Below are 24,051 nucleotides of genomic sequence, written 5' to 3'. Positions count from 1 at the left end.
CCAGCGGTCTCGGCGGCACGGCCGGGGCAGTGAGCGTTTCGAGTTGTCGCGACGAGGCGCTATGCGGGAAAGCGCCGGCGATAGTGTTCTACCACTTCAGGATTGCGCAAATTAACGGGCAAGTCGCCCTTGATGACGCGCAGGGCTTCGCTCGCCGCGCCTGTTCCCATGCGCATCATGCTCTCTTCCGTCAGACCCGCGAGATGCGGCGTGACGATGACGTTGTCAAAGCCGAAATAGGGATGGTCGAGCGGTAGCGGCTGCGTTGCGAAGACGTCGAGCGCGGCTCCGCCGATGCGACCATCGCGCAGCGCCTCGATCAACGCCGCATCATCGATCACGGGGCCGCGCGAGACGTTGACCAGAACGGCCGCGGGCTTCATGCGCCCGATGCGACCGGCATTGAGCAAGCCGGTCGTCTCCGGCGTCAGCGGGCAGCAGAGCACCACGATGTCGGCCGTCGCCACAAGCTCATCGATCGTCAGGAAACGCGCGCCGTCCGGCACGCTTTCCGGCGACCGGCTCGTGGCGACCACCTCCAGGCCGAAACCGAACTTCGCGATCTGGAAGATCGCCTTGCCGACATTGCCCATTCCGACGATGCCGATGATGCGGCCGGCGAGGTCGACGGCCGTGTCCGATTGGGCGCGGCCCGCCGCCCAGCCGCTCTGACGCAGTTCGCGGTCCATCGCGCGAAAGCGCCGTAGCAGGGCCAGTGTCACGAGGAAGACATGCTCGGCGACAGTCGAGGCATTGGCGCCCGGGACGTTGGCGACAAGCACGCCGGCACGGGTCGCCGCATCCAACGGCACCATGTCGAGCCCGGCGCCATGGCGGATCGCAGCGCGAAGCGCCGGCGCATCCTCGAAGAAGGCCGGCGGGATCGGCGCGCGTACGATGACGATGCCCGCGCCGCGGCCTTCTCGCAGCAATGTTTCGGGATCGGGCGCGGAAGCGACGCGCAGATCACCCGCAGCCTCAAGCATGGACTTGGCCGCAGGGTGCAGGGGATGTGTGGAAAAGATGAAGCTCATCGGCCCTCCCGCCGGTTGCGCCTATTCGGCTGTCGTCGCTGGACCGCCGATGAGACCCTTCCAATAGCTTTCCGCACCTTGAAGATGCGCGCTCATCAGCGCCTGGGCCAGATTGCCGTCTCGGGCAAGCAGCGCCTCGTAGATGCGGATGTGTTCCTCATGCGAGCGCCGGCTGCGGGCGGCGTCGGCAAAATAGATCGGCAGGCGGTGCTCGCCCATGACGTAATAGACGCTGCACACCCGATGGAAGACGCTGTTCTTGGTGGCTCGGACGATCTCCAAATGGAAGTCCCGGTCCTCGCGCGCCAGCCCCTCGCCGGCGGCAAGCTTCGCCTCCGACGCAGCGAGGATATCGCGCAAGTGCTGGTAGTTCTCCTCCGTCGCCCGATCGCAGGCGAGCTCCGCGGCCTTGATCTCATGGATCTTGCGAAGCTCCACAGTCTCGTAGATCAGGATAGGATCAAGCGGCACGCCGGCGCGGGCAAAAAGCGCCATTGCCTCCACGCTCGCCTCCGTGGTCGTCAGATAGATTCCCGACTTGGCTCGGCGCTCGACGATGCGCATTGCCTCCAGAATGGCCAGTGCCTCGCGGATTTGGCCCCGGCTGACGCCGAAATGCTCCGCAAGCTCTCGCTCCGAAGGCGTACGGCCGTTGCCGCTCGAGTTCGAGAAAAGATGGGCCGCGAGATCGGAGAGGAGGGAGTTTTCTTTCATCGTCACTGTCTTTGCGCGTGAGTCTCCAGGACCCGCTGATTGATCGTGAAGCCCAGGCCAGGCCTGTCCGGGATCTCTACCATACCGTCTTTCACCGACACAGTGTCCTCGACAAGATCATGGATCATCGGATTGGCGCCGAGCGAATATTCGATGATGAAGCTTGCCGGGGAAGCGGCGCACAAGTGCAGGCCGGAGAAGAAGCAGGGCGCACCGGCCCAAAGATGCGGCGCGAAACGGAGGTTGAAGGCGCTGGCGAGCGAACTGATGCGCATCGCCTCCGTAATGCCGCCGCAGAAGGCGGGATCCGGCTGGAATATGTCGGCGGCCCGAAGCATGGCAAGATCTCGGAAGGCAAAACGCGTCGCCTCGCTCTCGCCCGCAGCGATCGGCACGTTCCCAGCCGCGCGCACCTCCGCCATGCCCGGCTTGTCATCCGCTATCACCGGCTCCTCGAACCAGGCGAGGTCGCAATCGGCGACCATCTGGATGAAGCGCTTTGCCTCCGCAACAGTATAGGTGCCGTGCGCATCGACCATGAGGTCGACATCGGGGCCGATTGCCTTGCGAGCCGCCCGCACGCGCGATGCCGAGACATGCAGCGCACGATCCATCGCACCGACGCGCATCTTGACTGACTTGAAACCACCGGCCGCGACATAGGACCGGAGCTGTTCACCGATCCGGTCCACGCTCTCCCAACCGCCCGAGGCATAGGCGGGCAACCTGTCCGCCTTGCGCCCACCCAGCAGCTTCCAGACGGGGACGCCGAGCGACTTGCCGAGAATGTCCCAGAGCGCTATGTCGACCGCGCTGATCGCCGCGACGGAAAGGCCGCGCCGCGCGATCTCGGGCATGGCGTGACCCGAACTCGCCGCCGTCTCGTGGCGTACGCCGTTATAGAGCATCTCCCATATGGTGGAGATGTCGGCAGGATCGCGGTCGATGAGCTTCGGCCCAATTTCGTGATTGAGCATGTGGACCAGCGTGCCATAGGTTCCCGCACTGCCCGCGGCATTCTTGCCCTCTCCCCAGCCGACGATGCCGTCGTCCGTTTCGATCCGCAGGATCGCACTATCGAAGGTCGTCAGTCGGCCGAAGTCGCTGCGGTGCTGACGGCTCGCCTCGATGGGAATTTTAATCCACCAGGCCTCTACGGTCTTGATGCGCATGTCTCGGATCCCCTGCCCCTCGCGGCCCGCGAGCCGCAGGGCATATTCTTTCCGTTCGTTATTTGATCAGCGGCAGGATCGTCTCGGCAGTGATCCGCATCTGATCGTCGTAGAACTTCTCAGTGAGAAGGCTCGAGCCGTGGTCCTGGATAAATTTCAGTTGCTCCGGGGGAATATCGACGGGGTTGCGCTCGACCATGTCCGGATATTTTGAGGCCGGCGTGCGGTCGACCGGAGCGACGAATTCGTTGGTGACGGCGCCGTCGTACCCGATCTCCTTCAGCGTGCCGATGATCTTCGGCCAGTCGAGCTGGCCGAGGCCGGCGGCAAAACGATTGTTATCGGCGACGTGGAAGTCGAACAGGCGCTTTCCAGCGAGCCGGATCGCTTCATACATGTCTTCCTCCTCGATGTTCAGGTGGAAGGCATCAAGGCAAACCCCGCATTCAGGGCTGACGGCATCGGCGAGCGCCAGCGCTTGGGCGGCACGGTTGAAGAAATAGGTCTCGAAGCGGTTGAGCGGCTCGACGGCAATGCGCACGCCCCTCTTCTGGGCATGGGCAAAACACTCCTTGGTAGCGTCCACCACCCATGTCCACTCTTCTTCCTCGGTGCCATCCGGCACCACCTTTCCGACGGTCGCCGGCACCAGGGTGACGATCTCCCCCTCGAGTTCGCTGACCATGGTGATGACGCTCTTGACATAGTCCACCGACCTGGCGCGCTGGCCTTCATCCCTGGCGGCAAGATTGCGCTCGCCGAGCGTCAGGGTGACGGCACCCCAGCAGCGGATGCCGTGCTCTTTCAGCAGCGCGCGCGTCTCATTGACGTCGTATTGTGCCGGCTCGCCGGATATCTCGATGCTTTCGTAGCCATATTTCTTGATGCGCTTCAGCGTGACGGCGAGCGGCTCGGCCCGCATCCAGTTGTGTGTCGAAAGATGCATGAGGTCCTCCCAGACAGGTGCAGCACGGTCCACCGCCAATCGGGCGGCAAAAGGTCATGTTATCGTTGGCCACTCTCGCCATCCTCGGCAATCTGGTTTGGCCAATTCTCGTTATTTGAAAGCTCTAGCTCAATTCTTAACCCTCTGCAAGACGGGGCCAAAAGGTCGATAATTCTTTAAACGATCGACATTTAATCCGGAATTTCCCGCTTAGGCGCAAATCCAGCATCCCAAGCGTGCAATTAACTGGCTTGACCAGATTCGAAGATTTGGTATGACCAGATTTGGAAAAGTGATAGGGTGTTGAAATCGTCGCGCAGTGGCCGCAGGGCCAAGTGGAGGGGAGATGAAGATTGGCATGTGCATGTTCCTCTGGACGACAAGTGTCGGCCGGAAACACGAGGCACTGTTACGCGATATCAAGGACACGGGGTTTGACGGTGTCGAGATCCCGATCTTTTCGGGCACACCCGACGACTACCATCGGCTGGCAGACATGCTTGACCGGATCGGCCTGGAACGGACCGCCGTTTCCGCCATGGGCGATCCGCAGATGAACCTGATCGCCGCCGACGCCCAGACCCGCAGACGCGGCATCGACTACATGAAATGGGCCATCGACTGCAGCGATGCGCTGGGCGCGACGATGCTGAGCGGGCCGCTGCATTCGACGCTCGGCAAATTTTCCGGCAGCGGACCGAGCGCGGCGGAACTCAAGCGCTCGGTTTCCTCGCAACGCGCGATCGGCGATCATGCAGCAAAGCATGGCATCACGATCGGGCTTGAGGCGCTGAACCGCTTCGAATGCTACCTGTTCAACACGATGGACGATCTTGCGGCCCATATCGACGCGGTCGGACACCCGCATATCCGCGCCATGTACGACACGTTCCACAGCAATATCGAAGAGACCGACCCCATCGGCGCGTTCACGCGAAACAGTGATCACATCGTCCATGTCCACATTTCGGAGAACGACCGCGGCGTACCCGGTCGTGGCAACATTCCCTGGGCGGAGACGTTTAGGGCACTACGCGCGAGCGGCTACGACGGGTGGCTGACAATCGAGGCCTTCGGCCGGGCGCTCAAGGAGCTCGCCGCCGCAACAAAGGTCTGGCGCGACTTTTCCGAGACACCGGAATCGGTCTATCGCGAAGGCTACCGCCATATCCGCGATGGATGGCACGCGGCGGTATGACTACCAACCGATTCTCGCCGCGGTCGATAAGGGAACCATCGGCCTGAACGCTGCACTGGCAGGCACGCCTTACGCGTGAGCAATCAACTTCTGCCTGCTCTCATTGAGCACCCAGGTTCCCTTGCATATCGGAGAGATTTCCGAAGGCGTCCGCTCAGGAGACATCCCCTCAGGAAACCAGGGACATCGGGGGGCGGGCGGCGGGCGATGCCTTGCGGATATCGGCGGTCTGAAAGTGGGAGATTCTTTCGTTCAACACTTCCACCTGATGCCGGAGCCGATGAATCTCCGCGGTGTTTTCCTCCACCATGGCGGCATTGTGCTGGGTGATGTGCTCGACATCGCGAACGGCGTTGTTGACCTCGTCAATCCCCTTGTATTGCGTGGTCGTCGAAGACGAGATGACTTGCACCAGCCCATTGATCGAGGTGAAATGGTCCATGATGGATGACAGCGCCTGGCCGGTCTCCTCGACGAGCTGGACGCCTGCGCCAACCTGTGATGCGCTGGTGGAAATCAGGCCCTTGATCTCACGGGCGGCCGTGGCGCAACGTTGCGCAAGCTCACGCACCTCCTGCGCGACGACAGCAAAGCCTCGGCCCGCCTCTCCAGCCCGGGCCGCTTCCACACCCGCGTTGAGCGCGAGGAGATTGGTCTGGAAAGCAATCTCGTCGATCACGCCGATGATGCTGGTGACTTTTTCGGATGACCGGTTGATGGCGCCCATGGCGTCGATCGCCTTGGCGACAACGGCCGCGGAGTGCTCCGCCTGGCGGTGCGCCTCGGCGACCGAAAGCGACGTCTGACGGGCGTTTTCGGCCGTCGTTCGCACGCTGGCAGTGAGTTCGCCCAGCACCCGCGAACTCTCCTCGAGGGACGCGGCCTGTTGTTCCGTGCGGCGGGCCAGATCGTCGGCGGCGCCGGAAAGGTTGGTGCTGCCCTCGGCGATCTCGTAGGTCGTGTTGCGCACCTCGGCGAGCGTCAGGCGCAGCGCATCGATGGCGTGATTATAGGTGCGCGCCATCGCGACATAATCTGTGGCCAGATCCTCGCTCATCACAGCTGCAAGGTTGCCATCGGCGAGTTTGCCGAGCATTTCCGACAGGGCGGTGAGAGCCTCGCTCTGTTCGGCCTCGATACGCGCCTGCTCAGCCGCGCGGCGGGCTTGCTCCAGTTCGTCTCGCGCCCTGTTTGTTTCGGCAAGCTCTTCCAGCCTGGTCTTCTCAAGCGCATGATCACGGAAGACGGTGACGGACCGGATCATGTCGCCGATCTCGTCGCCGCGCTTGCCGTCGCCGATCGGGACGTTCAGATCGCCGTCGGCCAGTCTCATCATCGTCTGGGTGATCCGCATCAGCGGCCCGCGCAGCGTTTCGATCAGCATGAGACCGCCGATGATCGCTAGCACGGTGCCCACAATCATTGCCGACAGCGACATTGTCGCCGAGCGCTGGCTGATTTCCTTGCCGCTCTCCTGCGCCGTGCTGACGAACTGCTCGAGCGTATGACTTGCCGACGCCACCAGCTCCGTCGCGGCCTCCTTGTTGCCCCGCCAGCGATCGGCGATCGATATCAAAAGCGACGTGTGCTTTTCGATTGCGGAAAGCGACGGCTCGATTTTCTTGGCAAGATCCTGCAACGCGGCGTTTCGCCCGCTCAAAGGCACAAGCTTTGCAGCGCTTTCGCGCAGCGCCTTGAGATCTGTGAGAACCGCATCCCTCGCTTCGGCATCCACCCGTCTGTTCAATTCGCTCAAGTGCAAGCGCAGATCGTCAATGGATTTGAAAGCGGCATTGACGATCGCCACCATCGAGCGAAGCGTTGATATACTCGCATCCATGCCGGCAAAGCGCTCGATTGCCGTGTCCGCATTGGCAGCGGCGAGCTTTGCAAACTGCTCCTCGAGATATTGCAGTTCCTGGTCGAGGGGAGCGTAAGTGTCCAGCGTCAGATTGCTACCTTCCTTGGCCATTGCAGCGAGCCTGTCCAAGAGTGGATTCAGCAACGCGATCTGGCTTTGAGCCTTCTCGGACGCAAGCGTCACACTCGCGCCCGCTTCTTTGACGAGCGGTGGCAGCAGGCTGCTGACGGCCTTGGCGAGATCCTCAGGGGTGGTTGCTCGTGCGGTTGCCTTGCGCAATTTCGCAATGCGCTCTCCGAGGCCCTTATAGGCCGAGGCATCGAGAAGAAGTGCCCGGACGAAGGCCTCTTTTCCGTTCGCCTGATCCTGAAGCACGTCGAGTTGCTGGCGGGCGCTCTGACTTTCCTTAAACAGCCGCGCCACCTCGTCGTCGATTGCCTGTTCCGTATTGGCGCGCTCCTGTGACACTGCCCATAATGTGTCGGCGCCGCCCTGCATCTTGGCCCCGAGTTCGCGCACCGCGGAGATCTGTTGCTTCTGCGCCGGATCGGCCAACATCGCATCAAGTGTCGCCGCGCCCTTCTCCTGATCCGAGATGCTGGCGATCAACCAATCGCGCGTGGCAGCACTCGGAAGATCGGTAAACGCAGTCAGCGCGGATCGCAGTTGCTGAAAACTGGAAAGGGTTTCGATCGTCTGCCGGGTCAGGGTCATCTGGCCGTTGAGCGTACCGGCAGTGAAATAACCGAAAAGGCCAATGCCAGCTATCAGGACGATCAGGGGCACCAGAAACAAGAGGATCTTCGTCACGATCCGCATGCGTTGCAACAGTCGATCAATCAGCGCCATGGATGGCCCCCGCCCCAGTAAAATTGGCTCTTTTCCGGCGCGACCTCTCGCCTTGGCTCACTGCACCGGCGGTCATGTCACGATGACCGCCGGTAGCAGGATCGCGCCAGGCCGCCACTGTAGTCACAACTGTTAAAAAAATGGTCAATGGTGTCGAGTTTGGCGCATGTGCGGCGAGGGCGCATTTTCAGCGCCCTCGTCCCGTTACTCAGCCAATGGCCATCAGGCTTGCATTGCTGCGGGCAGCCGCGATGTTGATCGGCGTCGACGCCTCCTCCAGCAGCCAATTCAAAGCAATAGGCTTCGGGATCGCCCGCCAATTCCTCGGTCGTCGCGGCGTGGACCAGCAGAAGCGGTCCGGCCGGTGAGCGATGAAGCTGAAACCCCACCGCTCGGGACGCAAGCCCAAAGTCTCTAAGAGGTAGCCTGAGCCTCCTCGAAATCCCTGAGCCGAGCCAAACATCTACATCCCAAGCCCCAAGGTCCTGCCCCGCTTCAGCGAGCGCTCCAACTCCATCTGCTGCGTGAGTTCTGCACGATGACTGCGGTCGGCAAGGCGGACGACCTGGCGGATCCGCTCGATGTCCCCGGCCTGATCGGGACCCATTCGCTTCAGCTGATCTGCGAGATCTGAGGGATCGGCGCGACCGAAGCGCGTTTCGATCGCAGTAACGATGTCCTTCGCCTCGGCAAGCGCGCGACGACCCTCCGGCGTCCCCGCCAGTTGCTCGACGAACTTTGCCTTGTCCGTATAAGGCAGATCGTCGAGCTGGCGCAGCAGCGCCTCACTCCGGCGGCTCGGCCCCAGAACTTCGACCACGTCCTGCCTTTCTCGCTTCCAGCGCTCCGAGCCGCATTCGGCCGCAAGGCGACGCTGCCAGGTCTTGGCGGATTGGCGAACATGCGAAGCCAGCGCATCGATCCTTGAAAGCGCGTGTTTGCGTTCGGCGTTGTCTCCGAACAGGCCGGTCTTGCCGGCGAGCGCACCGAACGTCTCGGGCGAAGCGCTGAGTTGGTTGGCGAGCGCGACCGGATCTGCATTCTCATCCAAGATGCGACCGCGCAAGGCTTCCATTGCCGCTGGCGCGTCTTTGAACACCTGCGGTGCAAGCTGCTTTGCCGCCTCCCAATCACGTTCGAATGCCACCATTGCCTTTGACCGTCCAACCGCTTCGACACTCATCGCATAGGTCTTCACGGCCGCAATGAGCACCGGGCGATCATCGTCGCGTTCACCGTCACGGCGGTGTTGGTGCGCAGAGCCGCCATCGGCGATGCTGCGGGCTGCGAGCGCTGTGAGCGGCTGCGGTTTCTCCATTGGCTTGGGAACCGCCGTGTCCGGGATGGGCTGTACCCCTTTGGTGATTCCGTGAGATGCGTCATCACTTTCGCCCTGCCCCCGGCGATCCTCCATGCCGCGCCGATTGGCAAAGTCATGGGTATAGTCGAGCGTCGTCTCCTTCACGCCTGAGCGGCTCAGTGCCTCCGTCAGGGCGCGCTCCGTCTTGAATGCATCGAGCCCGGCATAGAGCTGCACCTCTTCACGATGACGGGTCATCGCCACATAGGTCAGATGCCGGTCCATCGTCGTCGACGCGAGGACAAAACTCCGGTCGACGGTAGCGCCTTGCGTCTTGTGGATCGTCGTGGCGTAGCCGTGATCAAAGGCCTGGTAACGATTGACCGGTACGGTCACCTGGCGCTGCCCATCTTGCGTCTGCGCCTTGCCGTCAAGCCGAACCTGTATTGCGTCCGGCGCGACGGCGATGACCTCGCCCAACATGCCATTCTTGACGGCGAGGTCGCGATCGTTCTCCAGGAAGACGATGCGGTCACCACGCGCAAAGGATCGCTTGCCATTGTTGGTCTGGTAGGTGCGTTCCTCACCTCGATCATCCGAGGTGCTGGTGCTGTTTGCCAGCTCGCCGCGATCCTGCAACCGAGCACGAATGCCGGCATTGATGGCACGGACGTCGTCGCGTCGATGTGCCATCGCAATGCGCGTGTCGTTGGGATTGGCCGATCGGTCAGCGACGTAATCGGCAATGATCGCCTTCAGCGTTTCAGCGCGATCCGTCTTCAGATGAAGGTTTCCTCGTGCAGCATAGGCAGCAAGCCCGGCTGCGGTCCGATGCGAGGCAAAGTCGATCGAGGCCTGCTTTTGCCAATCGGCTTTTTGCCGGCGCACGTCCGACAATTGCACGTGACCCACCGCCTCCGCGATTGCCCGGAACGGTGCGCCGGCTCCGATCGCCTGAAGCTGTTCATGGTCGCCGACCAGGACGAGCTTGGCGCCGGCCCGTTTGACCTCGTCGACAAAGCGGGCGAGCTGACGGCTTGCGACCATTCCACCCTCGTCGATGACGAAGACATCGCGAGCATTGAGCCGACTACGATCGGCTTGCCAGGAATATTCCCACGACGCCAAGGTGCGGCTCGTTATACCGGATGACTCCTCCAGGCCCTCTGCGGCCTTGCCGGCTAGAGCCGCGCCATGAACGCGATAACCTTGCGCTTCCCAGGCGTGGCGGGCAGCTGCCAGCATCGTGCTCTTGCCGGCACCGGCAAAACCGATCACCACGGCGATCTGAGCTGGACCCGTGACATGCTCGATCGCCTGGCGCTGTTCAGCCGACAGCCCCTGCCCCGGTGACGCGCCTGCGGCCTGGATCGATCTGTCCTGAGCGGCGATTGCCGCATCGACATGCCGCTTGAACACACCCTGGTTTTGACGCGCTGTCATCGCCATGACGTTGCTGGCGATCGCGCCCTCGATCGCCACGATCTCTACCGTCGAATAGCGTGCCTCACCGTCACGACCCCGAAGGCCCGTGCTTTCGGGCCTCAACTCGACGAGAGCCTTCGACGCCATGACCGCGGCAAAAGCATTCTGGAAGGTCTGCGGATCGTCGTTGATGGTGCGATGCAGAGCCCTGGCAATGTCATAGCGGTTGAAGACGCTCTTCTCGTTGGTAATCAGCTTCAGGATTTCATCGGGGCGCCTCCGGATGGTCTCGGCATTTCGGTCGGCCGATTGCGGTGAGATGCGCGCGCGCGAGACTGCCCCACCGTGGCGTTCGATCTGTGTCGCATGCACACCGACATGTTCGGTCGGCTCGATCGTGATCCCGGCTTCCAGATGCGAACGGTTGTCGATACGGATATCGAGGCCGACCCTCTCAAGGTGCGTGTTGGCAAGATGCTCCCAGGCCTGTCTGAGATCCTTCAGCTGCAGCTGCGATGGCGGCAGGTGATTGGCGAGAAGCCATCTGTTTTCCCGCTCGAGCAAAGTCTTGTCGCCAAGGCCGGTTTCCCTCACCTCACGCGTCGTCATCATCAGATGCGCGTGGCAGTTTCTGATGTCGCCGCCCTCGCCTGGCCGATGGATGGCGAAGTCGACGGCAGCGCCATAGCGGTTGGCGAGATCTTCGGCGAAGGCCCGCGTCAGCGCCAGTCGCTGATCCGACGTCAATTCGTGCGGCAGCGCGATTTCGAATTCGCGGGCGATCCGGGCGTCACTGCGCTTCTCGGCACGCTCGGCGGCATTCCACAGGGCCGATCGCTTCATCGCCCAATAAGCAGAAGAACCAGCCGGCAAGACGATCTCGGCATGCTCGACACCCTGCCGGTTGCTAAAATCATGGGTCAGCCCATCGCGCTCGTTGGTGAGGCGCTCGGCCGCACGATAGGCGGCGGATGCCACGGCACTGCGCCCGCCGCTGCGGGCGATCGGCTTCATGCTGAAGTGATAGATCGCCATCGCTTGTCCTTGGTCAGCGGGCCGCGGCCCGCACTGGAGTTGCGCCAGCAACTCGTAAGTGCGCCCTTGTGCCTTCGTCGCTTCGCGCCTTCGGGCACTGGTGGGAGCACGCGGCAATCTCCCGATGACCTCGTAAGCCGTTCAGCCGGTTGATTCCACGCGCAGATTTGCGAGTAGCCGACATGCCACCCATCGCTGCAGCATCTGCGCATGCGATCGTGTGCGGTCATTGTCCTGATGCCGTTCGGCCGATCGCTGATTGTGGAACAGGGAGACGATGGCAATGGCACGCAAAACCATTGGGGAACGGCTGGCGCAGCTCGAGGCCCAGCGAAGAACATTGCAGATCCGGCTCAGCAAGCAGGAGCGCGCCATCGATACGCGCCGCAAGGTGCTGATCGGCGCACTTGTGCTCCATCGGCTCGAGAATGATCGCGATGTGCAGATCGGCGGCGGACTGGCCGAGTGGCTGAGACGGGAACTGCCAAAGTTTCTCACCCGCGATGGCGACCGGGATCTGTTCGACGCTCTGCTCGAACCACGGCCGCACGACCCGTCTCTCGGCAATATCGGCAGTGGGAGTGCGGCGCCATGATCCATGCCAATCAGATCAAAACTGCCTTCGCAAACATGATGCGCATGGCGGCCCGCGATCCGCTCTGGGCGATCGTCGCGTTCATCACCTTTCCGCTTCGATATGCCAGGTCGTTCCTGAAGGGTGCGGTCGGCTATGTCATCGTCATCGTTACCGTCAAGTTCGGGATCGACTACCTCCTTCGCGTGATCCTTGGCAGCAGCAGAGGTGACATCGTCTGGCATATCGGAGACTGGGGATTCATGCTTTTTGCCATCGTGCTGCTTATCCGGTTTTTGTCCGAGCCGCTGATCACGCATTTTGGCACAGCGAGCGACGCCGACACGCACGGGACGGCTCGGTTCGCAGGTCCGCGAGAAATCGCGCCCTTGACAAAGGCAGAAGGCGGATTGCTGATCGGCCGTGCGAACAACTCTGGCCGGCTTCTTCGCTACAGCGGACCGGCTCATCTCTTCACCATGGCCCCGACGCGTAGCGGCAAGGGTGTCGGCACCATCATCCCGAACCTTCTGACCGCCGACCGCTCGATCATCTGCATCGATCCGAAAGGCGAGAATGCGATCATCGCAGGTGATGCACGAGAGAAGTTCGGGCCGGTTCATATCCTCGATCCGTTCGGCATCACCGGCAAACCAACGGCTGCCTTCAATCCGATGGACGGTTTTAATCCTGCCGGCATCGATGTTGCCGAAGACGTCGCCACCTTGGCCGACGCACTGGTGTTCGACGAACCGGGTCTTTCAGGTGACGCCCATTGGAACGAGGAAGCCAAAGCGCTGATCGCGGGATTGCTGCTGCATGTGCTTGCCAGCCAGCCAGACGACAGGCGCACGCTGACGATGCTCAGGCACTTGCTGACGCTGGCGCCGGAAGCGTTTCGTGCCGTGCTGGACGAGATGCAGGACAGTGACGCAGTCAATGGTCTGGTTGCCCGTGCCGCCAATCGTCATCTCGGCAAGTCGGATCGTGAGGCCAGCGGCGTGCTGTCGGCCGCCCAACGACACACGCATTTCCTCGACAGTCCGCGGATGACCGGGGTGTTGTCACGATCGGATTTCCGGTTCGCTGACCTCAAGGCGAACAGGGCGACGGTATTCCTGGTCTTGCCGCCAGACCGGCTTGCGGCCTATTCGCGTTGGCTGCGTTTGCTGGTGGCCCAGAGCCTGACCGAGATGGCGCGAACGCCACCCTCGCCGCATGCATCTGCGCCGCCGGTTCTCTATCTGCTCGACGAGTTCGCCGCCCTTGGTCATCTGGCGCCGATCGAACGGGCCATGGGATTGATGGCAGGCTACGGTGTGCAACTCTGGCCGATCGTCCAGGACATTCATCAGCTGCGCGCCACCTATCGCCAGCGCGCCGGTACGTTTCTGTCCAATGCCGGCGTGCTGCAAGTGTTCGGCGTCAATGATTACGACAGCGCCCGTCTGGTCTCCGATCTGCTCGGCAAGGAGACCGTGGTGTTCAACACGGCCGCACGCGCGCTCGATTCGGAAAAGAGCGGCCTCTCCTTTGCCGAGCAGCACGTCGGCCGCCCGCTGCTGACGCCCGACGAAGTGCGCAACATGCATGCCGAGACCGAGCTGCTGTTTATCGCCGGTCAGCGGCCGATCGTTGCGACAAAGTTGCGCTATTATGCCGATCCGGAATTCGTCAGATTGTTCACTGCGTCACAGATCTGACGAGGCGACATCACCAACGTGAATCGATCGGGCCTGACCGATTCACAAAAGTCGTTGGACGCAGTGAACCGGTCTTTGCGATTCTGCCGGCATGACACTTCAGCCCTATCGCCTCTACATCGAACGCATCGATCCATCGAAGAACATGGCCCGCTTTTATGCGCTGTCGATCGAGCCGAACCTCTTCGGCGAGACATCGCTCGTGCGCAGCTGGGGACGCATCGGCAACCGCGGGCAGCAGAAGATCCATGTCTTCGACAGCGAGGCAAAAGCCGTCGATCTCCTGCTCACCCTTTTGCGCAGGAAGCGGTCGCGAGGCTATCGGGTCCTGCGGTGATCGGCATCCGCATCTCGCATGGTTGAGTGAAGGAAAAGACGGATGAGTGGAGGAAGAGACGGCTTACGCCGCCTCCTCCTCGTCGAGTTTGGGCTGCAAGGAATGCAGGTAGTCGACGGCGCGCTGCGCATGTGCCGCCGCCGAAAAGATAGCGCGCTTGTCGTGGCTCAGAACCTTGAGCCAGCTATCGAGATAGCCTGCGTGGTCGGGGCGTGGTTCGAGCTCGGGGACGATGCCGAGATCGGCGCAGAGAAACGCGCTGCCGAGTTCGGCAATCAGCTCTTCGCGGGCGCGGCCGCTCCGGTCTTTTGCATAGCGGCTGAGATCGCGATCCAGCCGTCGCGGTGCGCCGGTCCAATGCGTCATCTCGTGGCTGAGGATGGCGACATAAGAGGCATCGTCCCTGAAGGCATCCAGGCATGGCATCTGGATGTAATCACGCTGAGCGGCATAATAGGCAGCCGTTCCTCCATGCCGGATCAGCGCGCCGGTATTGGCAAAGAAGCGGCCGGCATAGCCGATCCGGCTCATCGGATCCTCACCAGGTGCGATCTCGTCAAAGCGGCCGTCGAGACCGGCGATCTGGTCGGTGTTGAACACCGTGTAGGCTTTGAGGAATGGAATATCCTGTTCGATCTCATTGCCCGTCTGCGTCATCTCGGTGCGGCTGAACGAACTGGCAAAGACGACGGTCGTGCCGGTTTCGCCCTTGCGAACGGCGCCGCCAAGTTCGATTGCCTGGCGGAACGTCATCCACCTCGATGAGGCAAAGCCGCGGGCGATGGCTTGCGACCACAGCAGCAGGACGTTGATGCCGGAATAGGGTTGGCCGTTGTGGCGCAGTGGCCGGCCGACCTCGCCCGTCGCATGCCCCGTCGTCCAGGGTTTGGTCCATGGCCGCACGCCCCGTTCGAGATCGGCGATGATCGTGTTGGTGATGCGGCTATAGATATCGGATCGTTGATTGGATTGTTGCCTGCTCATGTTGGAACCTCCGTTTCGAGGTCGCGGCCATCGCGACCTGCTACGGCGGTCCGAAAGCCGGGCGGCAAGTGCTGCCTGCACCCGCAGGGCCGAAACGCAGTGGAGGACGGCAAAGCCGTTGCCGGCGGCGCGAGCCTGGCAGGACCCAAAGCCGGGGCAGGACGCGATGGCCGCAATCGCAGGGGGGTTCTGATGGAGGCAGACGTGGCTGATCCGCGAGGCGGCATCTCGTCGCTCGCGTCACAGATGAACCGCAGCGCGGATCGCTTACCTGCCCGGCCGTCCCAGTGAGCGGGCGATATCGACGATGTCGTCACGCGAGGCGGTTGGGTCCTCTTTGTTCCAGGCAACACCAAGCCCGATCCGGAAGTCGATGCCCCTCACCGCCTTCAGCTCGAACGCCCGGTTCGGCAAGCCTTCGGTCCATTCCGGCGCAAAGCCGATGCCAAGGCCGGCCGAGACCAGCGACACCAGCGAATAGGTATCGTCGCAACTGTAAGCGATGTTGCGGGTCAGATCGTATTCCTCGAACTTCTCGTTGAAGTACCGCTCGGTGTAGGAGAGGTTCTTGCGATTGAAGGCAATGATCCTTTCCGAGCGCAGGTCGTCGATGGCAATCTCCGCCTGTTCCGCCAGCCGGTTGGTGCGGGCGACGGCTAAGAGATAACGCTCATGGGCGATCGAGGAGAAGCGCAACGAGCCGATGTTTTCCACCGGTCTGATGAAGCCGAGATTGATCTGGCCGTTTTCCAGGCCGCGGATGATGTCGCCGGTATTGCCGCTGGATATATGGATGCGGATATCCGGATACTTGCGGGCGATCTTTGCAAGAAACGCCGGCAGCACGCCGGTGGTGGCGGGATAGACGGTGCCGATCCTGATCTGCCTTATCGTCTTGCCGGCCACCGCCCTGGTGATCTCGGCGGACAGATCGACCTCGCTCAAGATCCCGACGCAGCGCTCGTGGAAGATCTCCCCTGCCCTGGTCAGTTCCACCCGCCGGGTCGAACGGATGAACAGCGCACAGCCGAGTTCCCGCTCCAGCGCCTGCACATGGTTGCTGAGCGCCGGCTGGGCGATGCGCACCTTGGCTGCCGCCCGGCCGAAGTGCAGTTCCTCGGCCACCGCGACGAAGTAGGAGAGCTGACGGAGTTCCATGGGAGCGTCCCTTTTTGCAGCTTTATTATGGGACTATCAGTCCGTCGATTGTCAAGCCGTGAATATGCGTTTGTTATGGGATGGACGTTCGACAAACCATCGGCTGGAATCTCAGACGACTCCGTGTGGCCAACGGTCTCTCTCAGGAAAGACTGGCTCTCGAGGCCGAGATCGACCGCTCGTATGTCGGACGGGTCGAGAGAGGCATGGAAAATGTCACCGTCGCAACGCTCGAGGCGTTTGCGAGGGTTCTTTCGGTGAACGTTTCAGCTTTATTCGCAGAAATTGATCCACGCGCTCCCAAGCCCAAGCCTCTTCGGTCAGGCAGAAAACAAAAGGAACCCGGCAGGTGAATGATGGAGCGTTTTCGTCCGTCTGGGCACCTTCAGCTTGGCCGCCTTGAAGGGTTCGAACTCGTGACCATCCTGTTGGCCTTAATACGCAGCAAGGTTCGACGGTTTGAATGGCTGGCTGGCGAGGGCGTCACCTTCGGATGGCACGCTGCCCTGACTACAAAACTCGATCTTTGACAAACGGCATTCAAAGGCAACTGACATCGGAGCCCCGAGCGCTGGCAGCGTTGAATTTGGTCAATGACCGCCCTGCGCCTCTGAGTTGGGTCATCTAACGAAATGAGGTGCTGAAGACCTTGGTATCGAGAAAGTCGACAAACGAGCGACCGAAGTCGCTAAGACGCGGCACTTCGGGACGGTATCGCCGCCCCCTTGCTCCGCTACGCAATCCATGCGTCTATTTAAGCTTTGAGGGGTGAGCTTCAACGTCATGGCATCACGCACGAAGATAGCCGCTTCGCGGCAGCTCGGAGCTGGGGTCGACCTCCATCCCCAAGGGACAACGGAAGACTTGAGGATGAGTGTTTTGCGCAAGAATTCAACTCGGGTTGGCCCCGGCTATCCACAGGTCGTTGTGCTCGTCGGCGCAACGGGCGATCTCTCACGGCGCAAGCTGCTGACCGGGCTGTTCCACCTCACCAATGCGGGCTTCATTCCAGGGTGCCGCATTATCGGCGTCTCGCTCGACGACATCGACGCGGATGCCTTCCGCACCATCGCCCGTGACTCGCTGGACAAGTTCTTGACTCGCAAGTTCTCGCAGTCCGAATGGGAAGCGTTTGCCGCATCGCTCGACTATGTCCCGCTCGCAGCAGGCGCCAATGCTCTCAAGGAAGCGGTCGACAGGGCCGAGGAAGCACTGGGCGCCGAGACGCGGCGCGTCCATTATTTATCCGTGCCACCAAGTGCCGCCCTTCTGGCCGTGCAACTCCTTGCCCAGGCTGAGCTGACTGAACGCTCCCGTATCATCATGGAAAAGCCCTTCGGCACGGACCTTGCCAGTGCCGTTGCACTGAACAAGAAGCTGCACGAGGTGTTCGACGAGAAGCAGATCTTCCGCATCGACCATTTCCTCGGCAAGGAGCCGGCGCAAAACATCCTGGCCTTCCGATTTGCCAATGGCCTGTTCGAACCAATCTGGAACCGCAACTTCATCGACCATGTGCAGATCGACGTCCCGGAGACGCTCGGCCTTTCCACCCGCGCCGCCTTTTACGAGACCACCGGCGCCTATCGTGACATGGTGGTGACCCACCTCTTCCAGATCCTCGCCTTCATGGCGATGGAGCCGCCGACTGCCCTTGAGCCTGCGCCAATCTCGGAAGAGAAGAACAAGGTGTTCCGCTCCATGTTGCCGATTGAGCCGCGCGACGTGGTGCGCGGTCAATACATTGGCTACCGTAATGAGCCTGGCGTCGATCCCGAAAGCGACACTGACACCTTCATCGCCCTAAAATGCGCGATCGACAACTGGCGCTGGGCCGGAGTGCCCTTCTACCTGCGTACAGGCAAGCGCATGGCCGAGGGGCAGCGCATTATTTCGATCGCATTCCGCGAGCCCCCGAAATCGATGTTCCCTGCGGGATCTGGCGTGGGGGCACAGGGCCCTGACCACCTCACCTTCGACCTCGCTGATGCCTCCAAGGTCTCGCTTTCCTTCTATGGCAAGCGCCCTGGTCCGGGCTTCCGGCTCGACAAGCTCTCGCTGCAATTCGCCATGAGCGAAACCGGCCTGATTGGCGAAGTTCTGGAGGCTTATGAGCGTCTGATCCTCGACGCCATGCGCGGTGACCACACGCTGTTCACTACGGCCGAGGGTATTGAGCGGCTCTGGGAGGTTTCCCAACCTCTCCTCGATAACCCGCCGCCCGTACGCCTCTACGACCAGGGCGGCTGGGGGCCGAAGTCGATCCACCAACTCATTGCCCCGCACGCCTGGCGCCTGCCGTTCGAGCGCGCCTGGAGGGATGCGGCAAAAGGATGATTTGACGGTCAAAAGTTGGAGCGATGCCGGCGGTCGGAATGGCGCCGACCAATTGCGAACAATCCCAATAAAATGACGTTGGCAGAGATGTGCAGGAAACGGAATTTCGACCGCTAATGCTCAGTTCCGGAGTGGCATTGGTGCGTGGACCTGCATTTGTGCAGATTTCGGTCTTTTGATACATCGTTTATTTCGTCGCCGCCGTCGGTACCGTGCAGCGAACGGATTTCGGGCGTCCGCAGGCGGGTGTTCGGTTCAGTATTTCAGCCGATCACAGCCTCTGTTTGCTGAGCGGCGAACGAGCGATGCAACCCGCTGCAACGTCGTCCTGGCAAGTGCTCGCTCCAGAGCTTCGATACAGGCCGGGTCGTGCGAATGCCCACCCGTCCCGTAGGATCGCTATTGCCTTGCTGATTGGCATGGCAACTTGATACCGCCCGTCGGCCGCCTGGGTAAATTGGCTGGGCTGTGGTGATCGCGTCAGGACTCAATGATTGGGATTGCGATCACGAAGAAGACCCTGCAAGCGGCCGCTCCCGCTTGAGAGGGATATGTCTTTGAACAACCGCGATATGAGGCGCGGTCGCAATCCTTGCCTCTCATCGATGAGGAGGAATGACATCCTCTTTATCTCGATCGTGATCACGCCTGCATTGTCATGGCGACGATAATTCCCGCAATCCATCGCATGGAATCCATTTTCCACCGCCCAGGCGGCTATCATATCCGCGTTCATCAAGGTCCTGCTTTAGGAGATGCGGACGTGCTGTCTCTAGCTGTCCCGCTCGCGCAAATCGCTTCGCAGTCCTACGGATACCGTAACTGAAACGCTCTAATCCAGCCAAATCCTTCCGCGATACCAGTTCCCACATAGGTGTTGCGAGAAAGACTCGCAGCACTCGGCACGACTCAGCCTTAAGCCCCGCCCGTTTGGTGCTCTTGAAGAGATTCGAACCGTGGCAACAGATCGCCGCGCAATTGGCCAATTCGATCAACTGAAGGGCCGAATACCCAATACCAAGACGTCGCAAGGCTGGATGGCACCGAAACCGAACCGCGCCCGTCAAATGACGGACGCAGCTCAGCGGGAGGCGCCGGGGGATCAGCCTATCCGATTGCCTTCGGCGGAGAAGAGGTGGATTTTCTCGGATTTGGGCGCGAGGTGAATTTGCTGGTCGGGCTTTATATCCACCCGCCGGTGCAGCACGATGGTTGCCGTCTGCGTGCCGACACGCACCGAAAGATGGGTCTCCGCACCGGTCGGCTCGACAGTCAGCACGGTGGCCGGAATGCCCGTCTCCGCAATGTCGAGGTCCTCAGGGCGGATGCCGTAGGTGCGCGCCGCGCTTTGGCTCAATTGCGGGGGAAGCGGCAGGGAAACACCGCCTTCGATACGGAAGCCGCCGTCGCTGACGCCACCCTCGAAGAGGTTCATCGACGGCGAGCCGATGAAGGCGGCGACGAAGGTGTTATCTGGGCGGTCGTAGAGATCGAGCGGCTTGCCGATCTGCTCGATGCGGCCGGCGCGCATGACGACGATCTTGTCGGCCATGGTCATCGCCTCGATCTGATCGTGGGTAACGTAAACGATGGTCGTGCCAAGGCGCTGATGCAACTCCTTGATCTCGCTGCGCGATATCGCGCTCCTTCGGCGCGACGTCGTTGACGACGCGGCCGTCGATGCGGATTTCACCGCCGCTGATATCTTCTAGCCCGGCCAGCATGCGCAGAAGCGTGGACTTGCCGCAGCCGGACGGCCCGACGAGCGTGACGAACTCACCGTCCTCGATATCCGCGGAAACTCCGTGGATAACGGAGGCCGCGCCGTATTGCTTCAGAACCCGGTCGATTGCTACCGATGCCATTGTCTGTCCTCCCTCACAGTTTCAATTGCCAGACGCCGGCCGCGGCGACGGCGCCTGTGAGCGTTGCCGAACCTGCGGCGGCAAAGCCCGGAATGCGTTTGGACCCCGTCCAGCGGCCGTTGTCAGCGAAGACCTCGATGGAGCCGGCATCGAGGAAGATGCGCAGGTTCGACGGTTTCGCGCCGGTGGCGACGTAACGTGGCGGCGTCTTACCGGTACGAGCGTCGAAGACAATCGCCAGACCATCGGCATCGAGTTTCACGCCTAGATCGACATCCGGATGATCGAAGGTGAGATCGAAGGCGGCGCCCGGCTCGGTGAGATCAAGTACGATCTCGACGGCGCCGGTGCCGAGCGGCACGGTCTTGCCGGCGGCAAGCGCGGTGTCGTCCAGCAACTGATGGCGCAGGCTTTCGACGGCTGCGACCGGCGGGGTCAGCACGGTGTCGCCATCGAGAAGCACGCGGCGCGGCAGGGTCATGGTCGTCGGGAAATCGTCCTTCTTGGAAAAATCCGACCAGTTGGCGAGCCAGGCGATGCCGACCGGCTCGTTGCCATCAATGAAGGCCTGGAAGGCATAGGCATCCGAACCGAAATCCAACTCCTGCTCGAACTCCGCAGTGAAGGTGCGGCCATCGAAACCGCCGACGGTGACGGAGGTGAGGTTGCGGCGGCCGGTGGCCGGGTCGCGGCTGGTGAGCAGACCGAAGATCAGCGCCCAGCGGGTTTCTGCGTTTTTGCCGGAAAGCGGCACCATGCAGGGGCATTCCGCCGCCGTCATGCCGAAACCGTCCTCGCGATGGATGATGCCGAGGAAGGTCCAGCCATCGGCGCCTTGCGCGTCTGCGGTTTCATAGAGCAGTACGACGCCGCCCTGCCTGTCACGGCTGCCGAGCAGCATCTTCCAGCGACCGTCCGGGCCTTTGAAGACATAAGGGTCGCGGAAATCGGTGGTGAGGTTCAAGCCTTCCGGGCGCAGCGGCATCACGGTTTCCGACGGGCCGGCGACGATGCCGTCGCGGCTGACGGCGGAAAGCTGGATTTGCTCTTCCGGTTGCCGATCACGCACATGCTCGGTGTAAAAGACGCGGATTTCCCCGCCTTCTGGACCGGTGCCGGGGATCGCCGAGCCGGAGAAGGCGCCGCCGCGGCCATCGTCCTTTTCCGATAGATGCGCCGCCGGGAAGAGGAACATGGGCAGATGCGTCCAGCGGACGAAATCCTTCGAGACGGCATGGCCCCAGTGCATGGTGTTCCAGCGCGGCTCATGAGGATAATGCTGGTAGAAGAGGTGAACGTTTCCGCCGAACCGTCCAAAACCGTTCGGATCGTTCATCCAGCCGAAGGGCGGGCGGAAGTGGTAGCTGTCGGGCACGTCGGGGGCGGCGGTGCGGGCATCGCTGTGCAGGACGCGGATGCCCTCCTTCATCACGGTTTCCGGCCTGAAGGCATAGGCGACAGAGAGCGCTGTGGTTGTCGCATCATAAGACAGCGCGGCACCACCGCCCTTCGCGAGGGTCACAGCGAAGAACTCAAATTCCCCCGTGCGGCGGGTCGAGGGCTCGCCGATGTCGTTGCCATCGACGGCGACGAAGAGCTTCGCCTCGCCGCCGGCATGGCGCGCCTTCAGCCACAGATGCAGCACAGTGCCTTCGGTCAGCGCCGCTTCGATGGTTTCAGGTGCTGACGTTTCGGATTTTGCCTGCAGAGACATGATCAACCTTTCACGGCGGAGCCGACGAATGAACTGACAAACCAGCGCTGGAAAGCCAGATAGAGAATGAGGACGGGGATCATCATCAGCACCGAGGCGGCCATGGCGCGGTCCCAGTAGATGCTGTCCTGTCCGAAGAAGGTGGCGATGGCGACGGCAATCGGCCGCGCATAGTCGGTCTGGGTGACCAGCGTCGGCCAGAGATACTGGTTCCAGCTTTCGATGCCCATGAGGATCGAGACCGTGGCGAGCGCCGGCAGGCTGAGCGGCATGTAGATCGACCGGTAGATGCGGAAGGCCGATGCGCCATCCATTTCCGCCGCTTCATAGAGTTCCTTCGGCAGCTGCGCGAAGAACTGGTAGAAGAGGAAAACATAGAGCGGGCTTGCCACCCAGGGCAGGATCTGCACCGCGAATGTATCCGTCAGCCCCGCCCGCGACATCATGACGACGAGCGGCATGATGATGCTTTCCTGCGGGATGACATAGAGCGCGACGACCAGCGCCAAGAGCGCCGCCTTGCCGCGCAGCGAACCCCAGGCCAGGACGAAGCCCGCCATGGAATTGACGATCAGACCCGAGACGACGGTGGCGACGAGGATCACCAGCGAATTGAAGAGATATCGGCCGTAGGCCAGCTCGCCGGAGAAATGGGCGATCTCCTTGTAGTTCGACAGCGTCGGGTCGCTGACCCAGAAGGCGCGGAAGCTGCCCATGTCGGCGAGGATGCGGAAGCGGTCGTCCTTCAGGCTGGCGATCAGCAGCATGAACAGCGGCGAGATCATCACCAGCGCAATGACCAGGATGCAGAGGCTCTGCACGATGCGCAGGCTTCTCTTGCCGTTGCCCCTTGCGATTGCCAGCGGGGCGGGCTGGCTCAAAGCGATATCAGACATCGAAGCGCCTCAGGAGTTTGCGTTGCAGGAGCGCGATCAGAAGAACGATGACGAAGAGGATGACGGAAACGGCCGATGCGTAGCCGAGTTTCTGCTCTTCGAAGCCGGCGCGCACCATGTAGTGGACAACGGTTTCGGTGCTCTCCTTCGGGCCGCCCTGGGTGAGGATCGCCACCTGCGTATAGAGCTTGAAGGCCTGGATGGTCGTGATGACCAGCACGAAGACATGGGTCGGGCGAAGGCCGGGCATGGTGACGTGCCAGAAGCGTCGCAGCGCGCTTGCCCCGTCGATGCGGGCGGCATCGTATAGTTCTTCGGGAATGCCCTGCAGGCCGGCGAGATAGATGATCATCTGAAAGCCATAGGCCTGCCAGGCTGAAAGCAACACGATGGAGAACATCGCCCAGTTGGGGTCGCCGAGCCAGTCGATCGGCTGGATCGTGCCGCCGGAAAGGAAACCGACGATCTGGTTGAGCGGCCCGCTCGGATACTGGAACAGCGTGCCCCAGATGACGCAGACCACCACCATGGAGGTGATCGCCGGCAGGAAGAACAGGCCGCGCAGCAGGTTTTGCATCGGCAGCTTCTGGTGCAAGAGTAGCGCGGTCAGGAAGGCGAGGCCGCACTGCACCGGCAGCACCCAGATGGTGAAGCGCGTAACGTTCCACAGCGAGGTCCAGAACAGCGGATCGGTGAAGACGCGCTCGAAATTCAGCAGGCCGACGAAGCGCACCGGCGTCGGGCGCGGCACGAGCGGCTGATTGGTCATCGCCGTCCAGAAGGACAAGAGGAACGGCGCGATCAGGAATATCGCCAGAAGCAGAACGGCAGGCGCGATCATCGCCATTTCCTGCCAGAGCCGCCGCTTGTCGCGGCGTTTCGCCGGACGCCGCAAAGCGGGCGTGGAGGCCTGTTGCAAAGTCATTGTTTCCTCCTCATCGGTTATCCT

Annotated in this window: 19 protein-coding genes and 2 pseudogenes; 7 read left to right on the top strand and 14 right to left on the bottom strand. The window is 61.7% G+C overall.

Features of this window, described 5'->3' with window-relative positions:
• Positions 1 to 59: 59 nt before the first annotated feature.
• From J3P73_RS26935 to J3P73_RS26920, 4 genes are read right to left on the bottom strand one after another with little or no spacing between them, the layout of a single operon-like run.
• Complete coding sequence (locus tag J3P73_RS26935) at positions 60 to 1,034, bottom strand: NAD(P)-dependent oxidoreductase (protein ID WP_024319597.1); 975 nt, start codon at positions 1,032 to 1,034, stop codon at positions 60 to 62.
• A 21-nt stretch (positions 1,035 to 1,055) separates the two neighbouring features.
• A complete protein-coding gene (locus J3P73_RS26930; RefSeq protein WP_085994742.1) occupies positions 1,056 to 1,748 on the bottom strand; it encodes a FadR/GntR family transcriptional regulator in 693 nt (230 codons plus the stop codon).
• A gap of 2 nt (positions 1,749 to 1,750) precedes the next feature.
• Positions 1,751 to 2,920: a mandelate racemase/muconate lactonizing enzyme family protein gene (locus tag J3P73_RS26925; RefSeq protein WP_018072899.1), complete on the bottom strand. Its 1,170-nt coding sequence runs from the start codon at positions 2,918 to 2,920 to the stop codon at positions 1,751 to 1,753.
• A 58-nt stretch (positions 2,921 to 2,978) separates the two neighbouring features.
• Positions 2,979 to 3,866 carry a sugar phosphate isomerase/epimerase family protein gene (locus tag J3P73_RS26920; RefSeq protein WP_012755374.1) on the bottom strand — a complete coding sequence of 296 codons (888 nt, stop codon included), beginning with the start codon at positions 3,864 to 3,866 and terminating at the stop codon, positions 2,979 to 2,981.
• Positions 3,867 to 4,212: 346 nt separating this feature from the next.
• Here J3P73_RS26920 and J3P73_RS26915 point away from each other — a divergent pair, with 346 nt between their 5' ends.
• A complete protein-coding gene (locus tag J3P73_RS26915) occupies positions 4,213 to 5,064 on the top strand; it encodes a sugar phosphate isomerase/epimerase family protein (RefSeq protein WP_130687457.1) in 852 nt (283 codons plus the stop codon).
• 169 nt (positions 5,065 to 5,233) lie between these two features.
• Here the strand turns inward: J3P73_RS26915 and J3P73_RS26910 are convergent, their stop codons facing one another.
• Positions 5,234 to 7,774: a methyl-accepting chemotaxis protein gene (locus J3P73_RS26910; RefSeq protein ID WP_130687458.1), complete on the bottom strand. Its 2,541-nt coding sequence runs from the start codon at positions 7,772 to 7,774 to the stop codon at positions 5,234 to 5,236.
• A gap of 463 nt (positions 7,775 to 8,237) precedes the next feature.
• Positions 8,238 to 11,534: a Ti-type conjugative transfer relaxase TraA gene (gene traA, locus J3P73_RS26905; RefSeq protein WP_130687459.1), complete on the bottom strand. Its 3,297-nt coding sequence runs from the start codon at positions 11,532 to 11,534 to the stop codon at positions 8,238 to 8,240.
• 283 nt (positions 11,535 to 11,817) lie between these two features.
• Here traA and J3P73_RS26900 point away from each other — a divergent pair, with 283 nt between their 5' ends.
• The 3 genes from J3P73_RS26900 (at position 11,818) to J3P73_RS26890 (ending at position 14,148) form a co-directional block, all read left to right on the top strand.
• A complete protein-coding gene (locus J3P73_RS26900) occupies positions 11,818 to 12,129 on the top strand; it encodes a mobilization protein (protein WP_130687169.1) in 312 nt (103 codons plus the stop codon).
• A complete protein-coding gene (locus J3P73_RS26895; protein ID WP_130761579.1) occupies positions 12,126 to 13,811 on the top strand; it encodes a type IV secretory system conjugative DNA transfer family protein in 1,686 nt (561 codons plus the stop codon). Before J3P73_RS26900 ends, J3P73_RS26895 begins: the two co-directional genes overlap by 4 nt.
• 91 nt (positions 13,812 to 13,902) lie before the next feature.
• Positions 13,903 to 14,148 carry a WGR domain-containing protein gene (locus J3P73_RS26890; RefSeq protein WP_130687301.1) on the top strand — a complete coding sequence of 82 codons (246 nt, stop codon included), beginning with the start codon at positions 13,903 to 13,905 and terminating at the stop codon, positions 14,146 to 14,148.
• A gap of 63 nt (positions 14,149 to 14,211) precedes the next feature.
• Here the strand turns inward: J3P73_RS26890 and J3P73_RS26885 are convergent, their stop codons facing one another.
• Together J3P73_RS26885 and J3P73_RS26880 are read right to left on the bottom strand one after the other, a co-directional pair.
• The gene (locus J3P73_RS26885; RefSeq protein ID WP_130687302.1) at positions 14,212 to 15,132 is read right to left on the bottom strand and encodes an ArdC family protein; all 921 of its coding nucleotides are present in this window, start codon (positions 15,130 to 15,132) and stop codon (positions 14,212 to 14,214) included.
• A 267-nt stretch (positions 15,133 to 15,399) separates the two neighbouring features.
• Positions 15,400 to 16,290, bottom strand: a complete 891-nt coding sequence (locus tag J3P73_RS26880; RefSeq protein ID WP_130687303.1) for a LysR family transcriptional regulator — start codon at positions 16,288 to 16,290, stop codon at positions 15,400 to 15,402.
• A gap of 80 nt (positions 16,291 to 16,370) precedes the next feature.
• Here J3P73_RS26880 and J3P73_RS26875 point away from each other — a divergent pair, with 80 nt between their 5' ends.
• From J3P73_RS26875 to zwf, 3 genes are all read left to right on the top strand, one after another.
• A complete protein-coding gene (locus J3P73_RS26875; protein ID WP_130687304.1) occupies positions 16,371 to 16,643 on the top strand; it encodes a helix-turn-helix domain-containing protein in 273 nt (90 codons plus the stop codon).
• A complete protein-coding gene (locus J3P73_RS26870) occupies positions 16,644 to 16,820 on the top strand; it encodes a hypothetical protein (RefSeq protein ID WP_165419641.1) in 177 nt (58 codons plus the stop codon). It abuts the gene before it with no gap.
• 340 nt (positions 16,821 to 17,160) lie between these two features.
• Complete coding sequence (gene zwf, locus J3P73_RS26865; RefSeq protein ID WP_018494277.1) at positions 17,161 to 18,627, top strand: glucose-6-phosphate dehydrogenase; 1,467 nt, start codon at positions 17,161 to 17,163, stop codon at positions 18,625 to 18,627.
• A 187-nt stretch (positions 18,628 to 18,814) separates the two neighbouring features.
• Here the strand turns inward: zwf and J3P73_RS38295 are convergent.
• The 6 genes and pseudogenes from J3P73_RS38295 to J3P73_RS26840 form a co-directional block, all read right to left on the bottom strand.
• Positions 18,815 to 18,932, bottom strand: a pseudogene (locus J3P73_RS38295) (IS5/IS1182 family transposase); the annotation flags it as partial.
• Between the two features lie 182 nt (positions 18,933 to 19,114).
• The gene (locus J3P73_RS26860; RefSeq protein WP_130687305.1) at positions 19,115 to 19,363 is read right to left on the bottom strand and encodes a hypothetical protein; all 249 of its coding nucleotides are present in this window, start codon (positions 19,361 to 19,363) and stop codon (positions 19,115 to 19,117) included.
• A gap of 366 nt (positions 19,364 to 19,729) precedes the next feature.
• Positions 19,730 to 20,492: pseudogene (locus J3P73_RS26855) on the bottom strand (ABC transporter ATP-binding protein).
• Between the two features lie 13 nt (positions 20,493 to 20,505).
• Positions 20,506 to 22,206 carry a glycoside hydrolase family 32 protein gene (locus J3P73_RS26850; RefSeq protein ID WP_130687306.1) on the bottom strand — a complete coding sequence of 567 codons (1,701 nt, stop codon included), beginning with the start codon at positions 22,204 to 22,206 and terminating at the stop codon, positions 20,506 to 20,508.
• A 2-nt stretch (positions 22,207 to 22,208) separates the two neighbouring features.
• Complete coding sequence (locus J3P73_RS26845; RefSeq protein ID WP_018480211.1) at positions 22,209 to 23,102, bottom strand: carbohydrate ABC transporter permease; 894 nt, start codon at positions 23,100 to 23,102, stop codon at positions 22,209 to 22,211.
• Positions 23,095 to 24,027, bottom strand: coding sequence for a carbohydrate ABC transporter permease (locus J3P73_RS26840; protein WP_018494273.1), 933 nt, complete (start codon positions 24,025 to 24,027; stop codon positions 23,095 to 23,097). The genes J3P73_RS26845 and J3P73_RS26840 overlap by 8 nt, the downstream gene beginning before the upstream one ends.
• Positions 24,028 to 24,051: the final 24 nt, after the last annotated feature.

Source organism: Rhizobium ruizarguesonis (assembly GCF_017357285.1).
GTDB classification, from domain to species: Bacteria; Pseudomonadota; Alphaproteobacteria; order Rhizobiales; family Rhizobiaceae; genus Rhizobium; species Rhizobium ruizarguesonis.
This window is presented reverse-complemented; position numbering and strand designations above follow the sequence as displayed.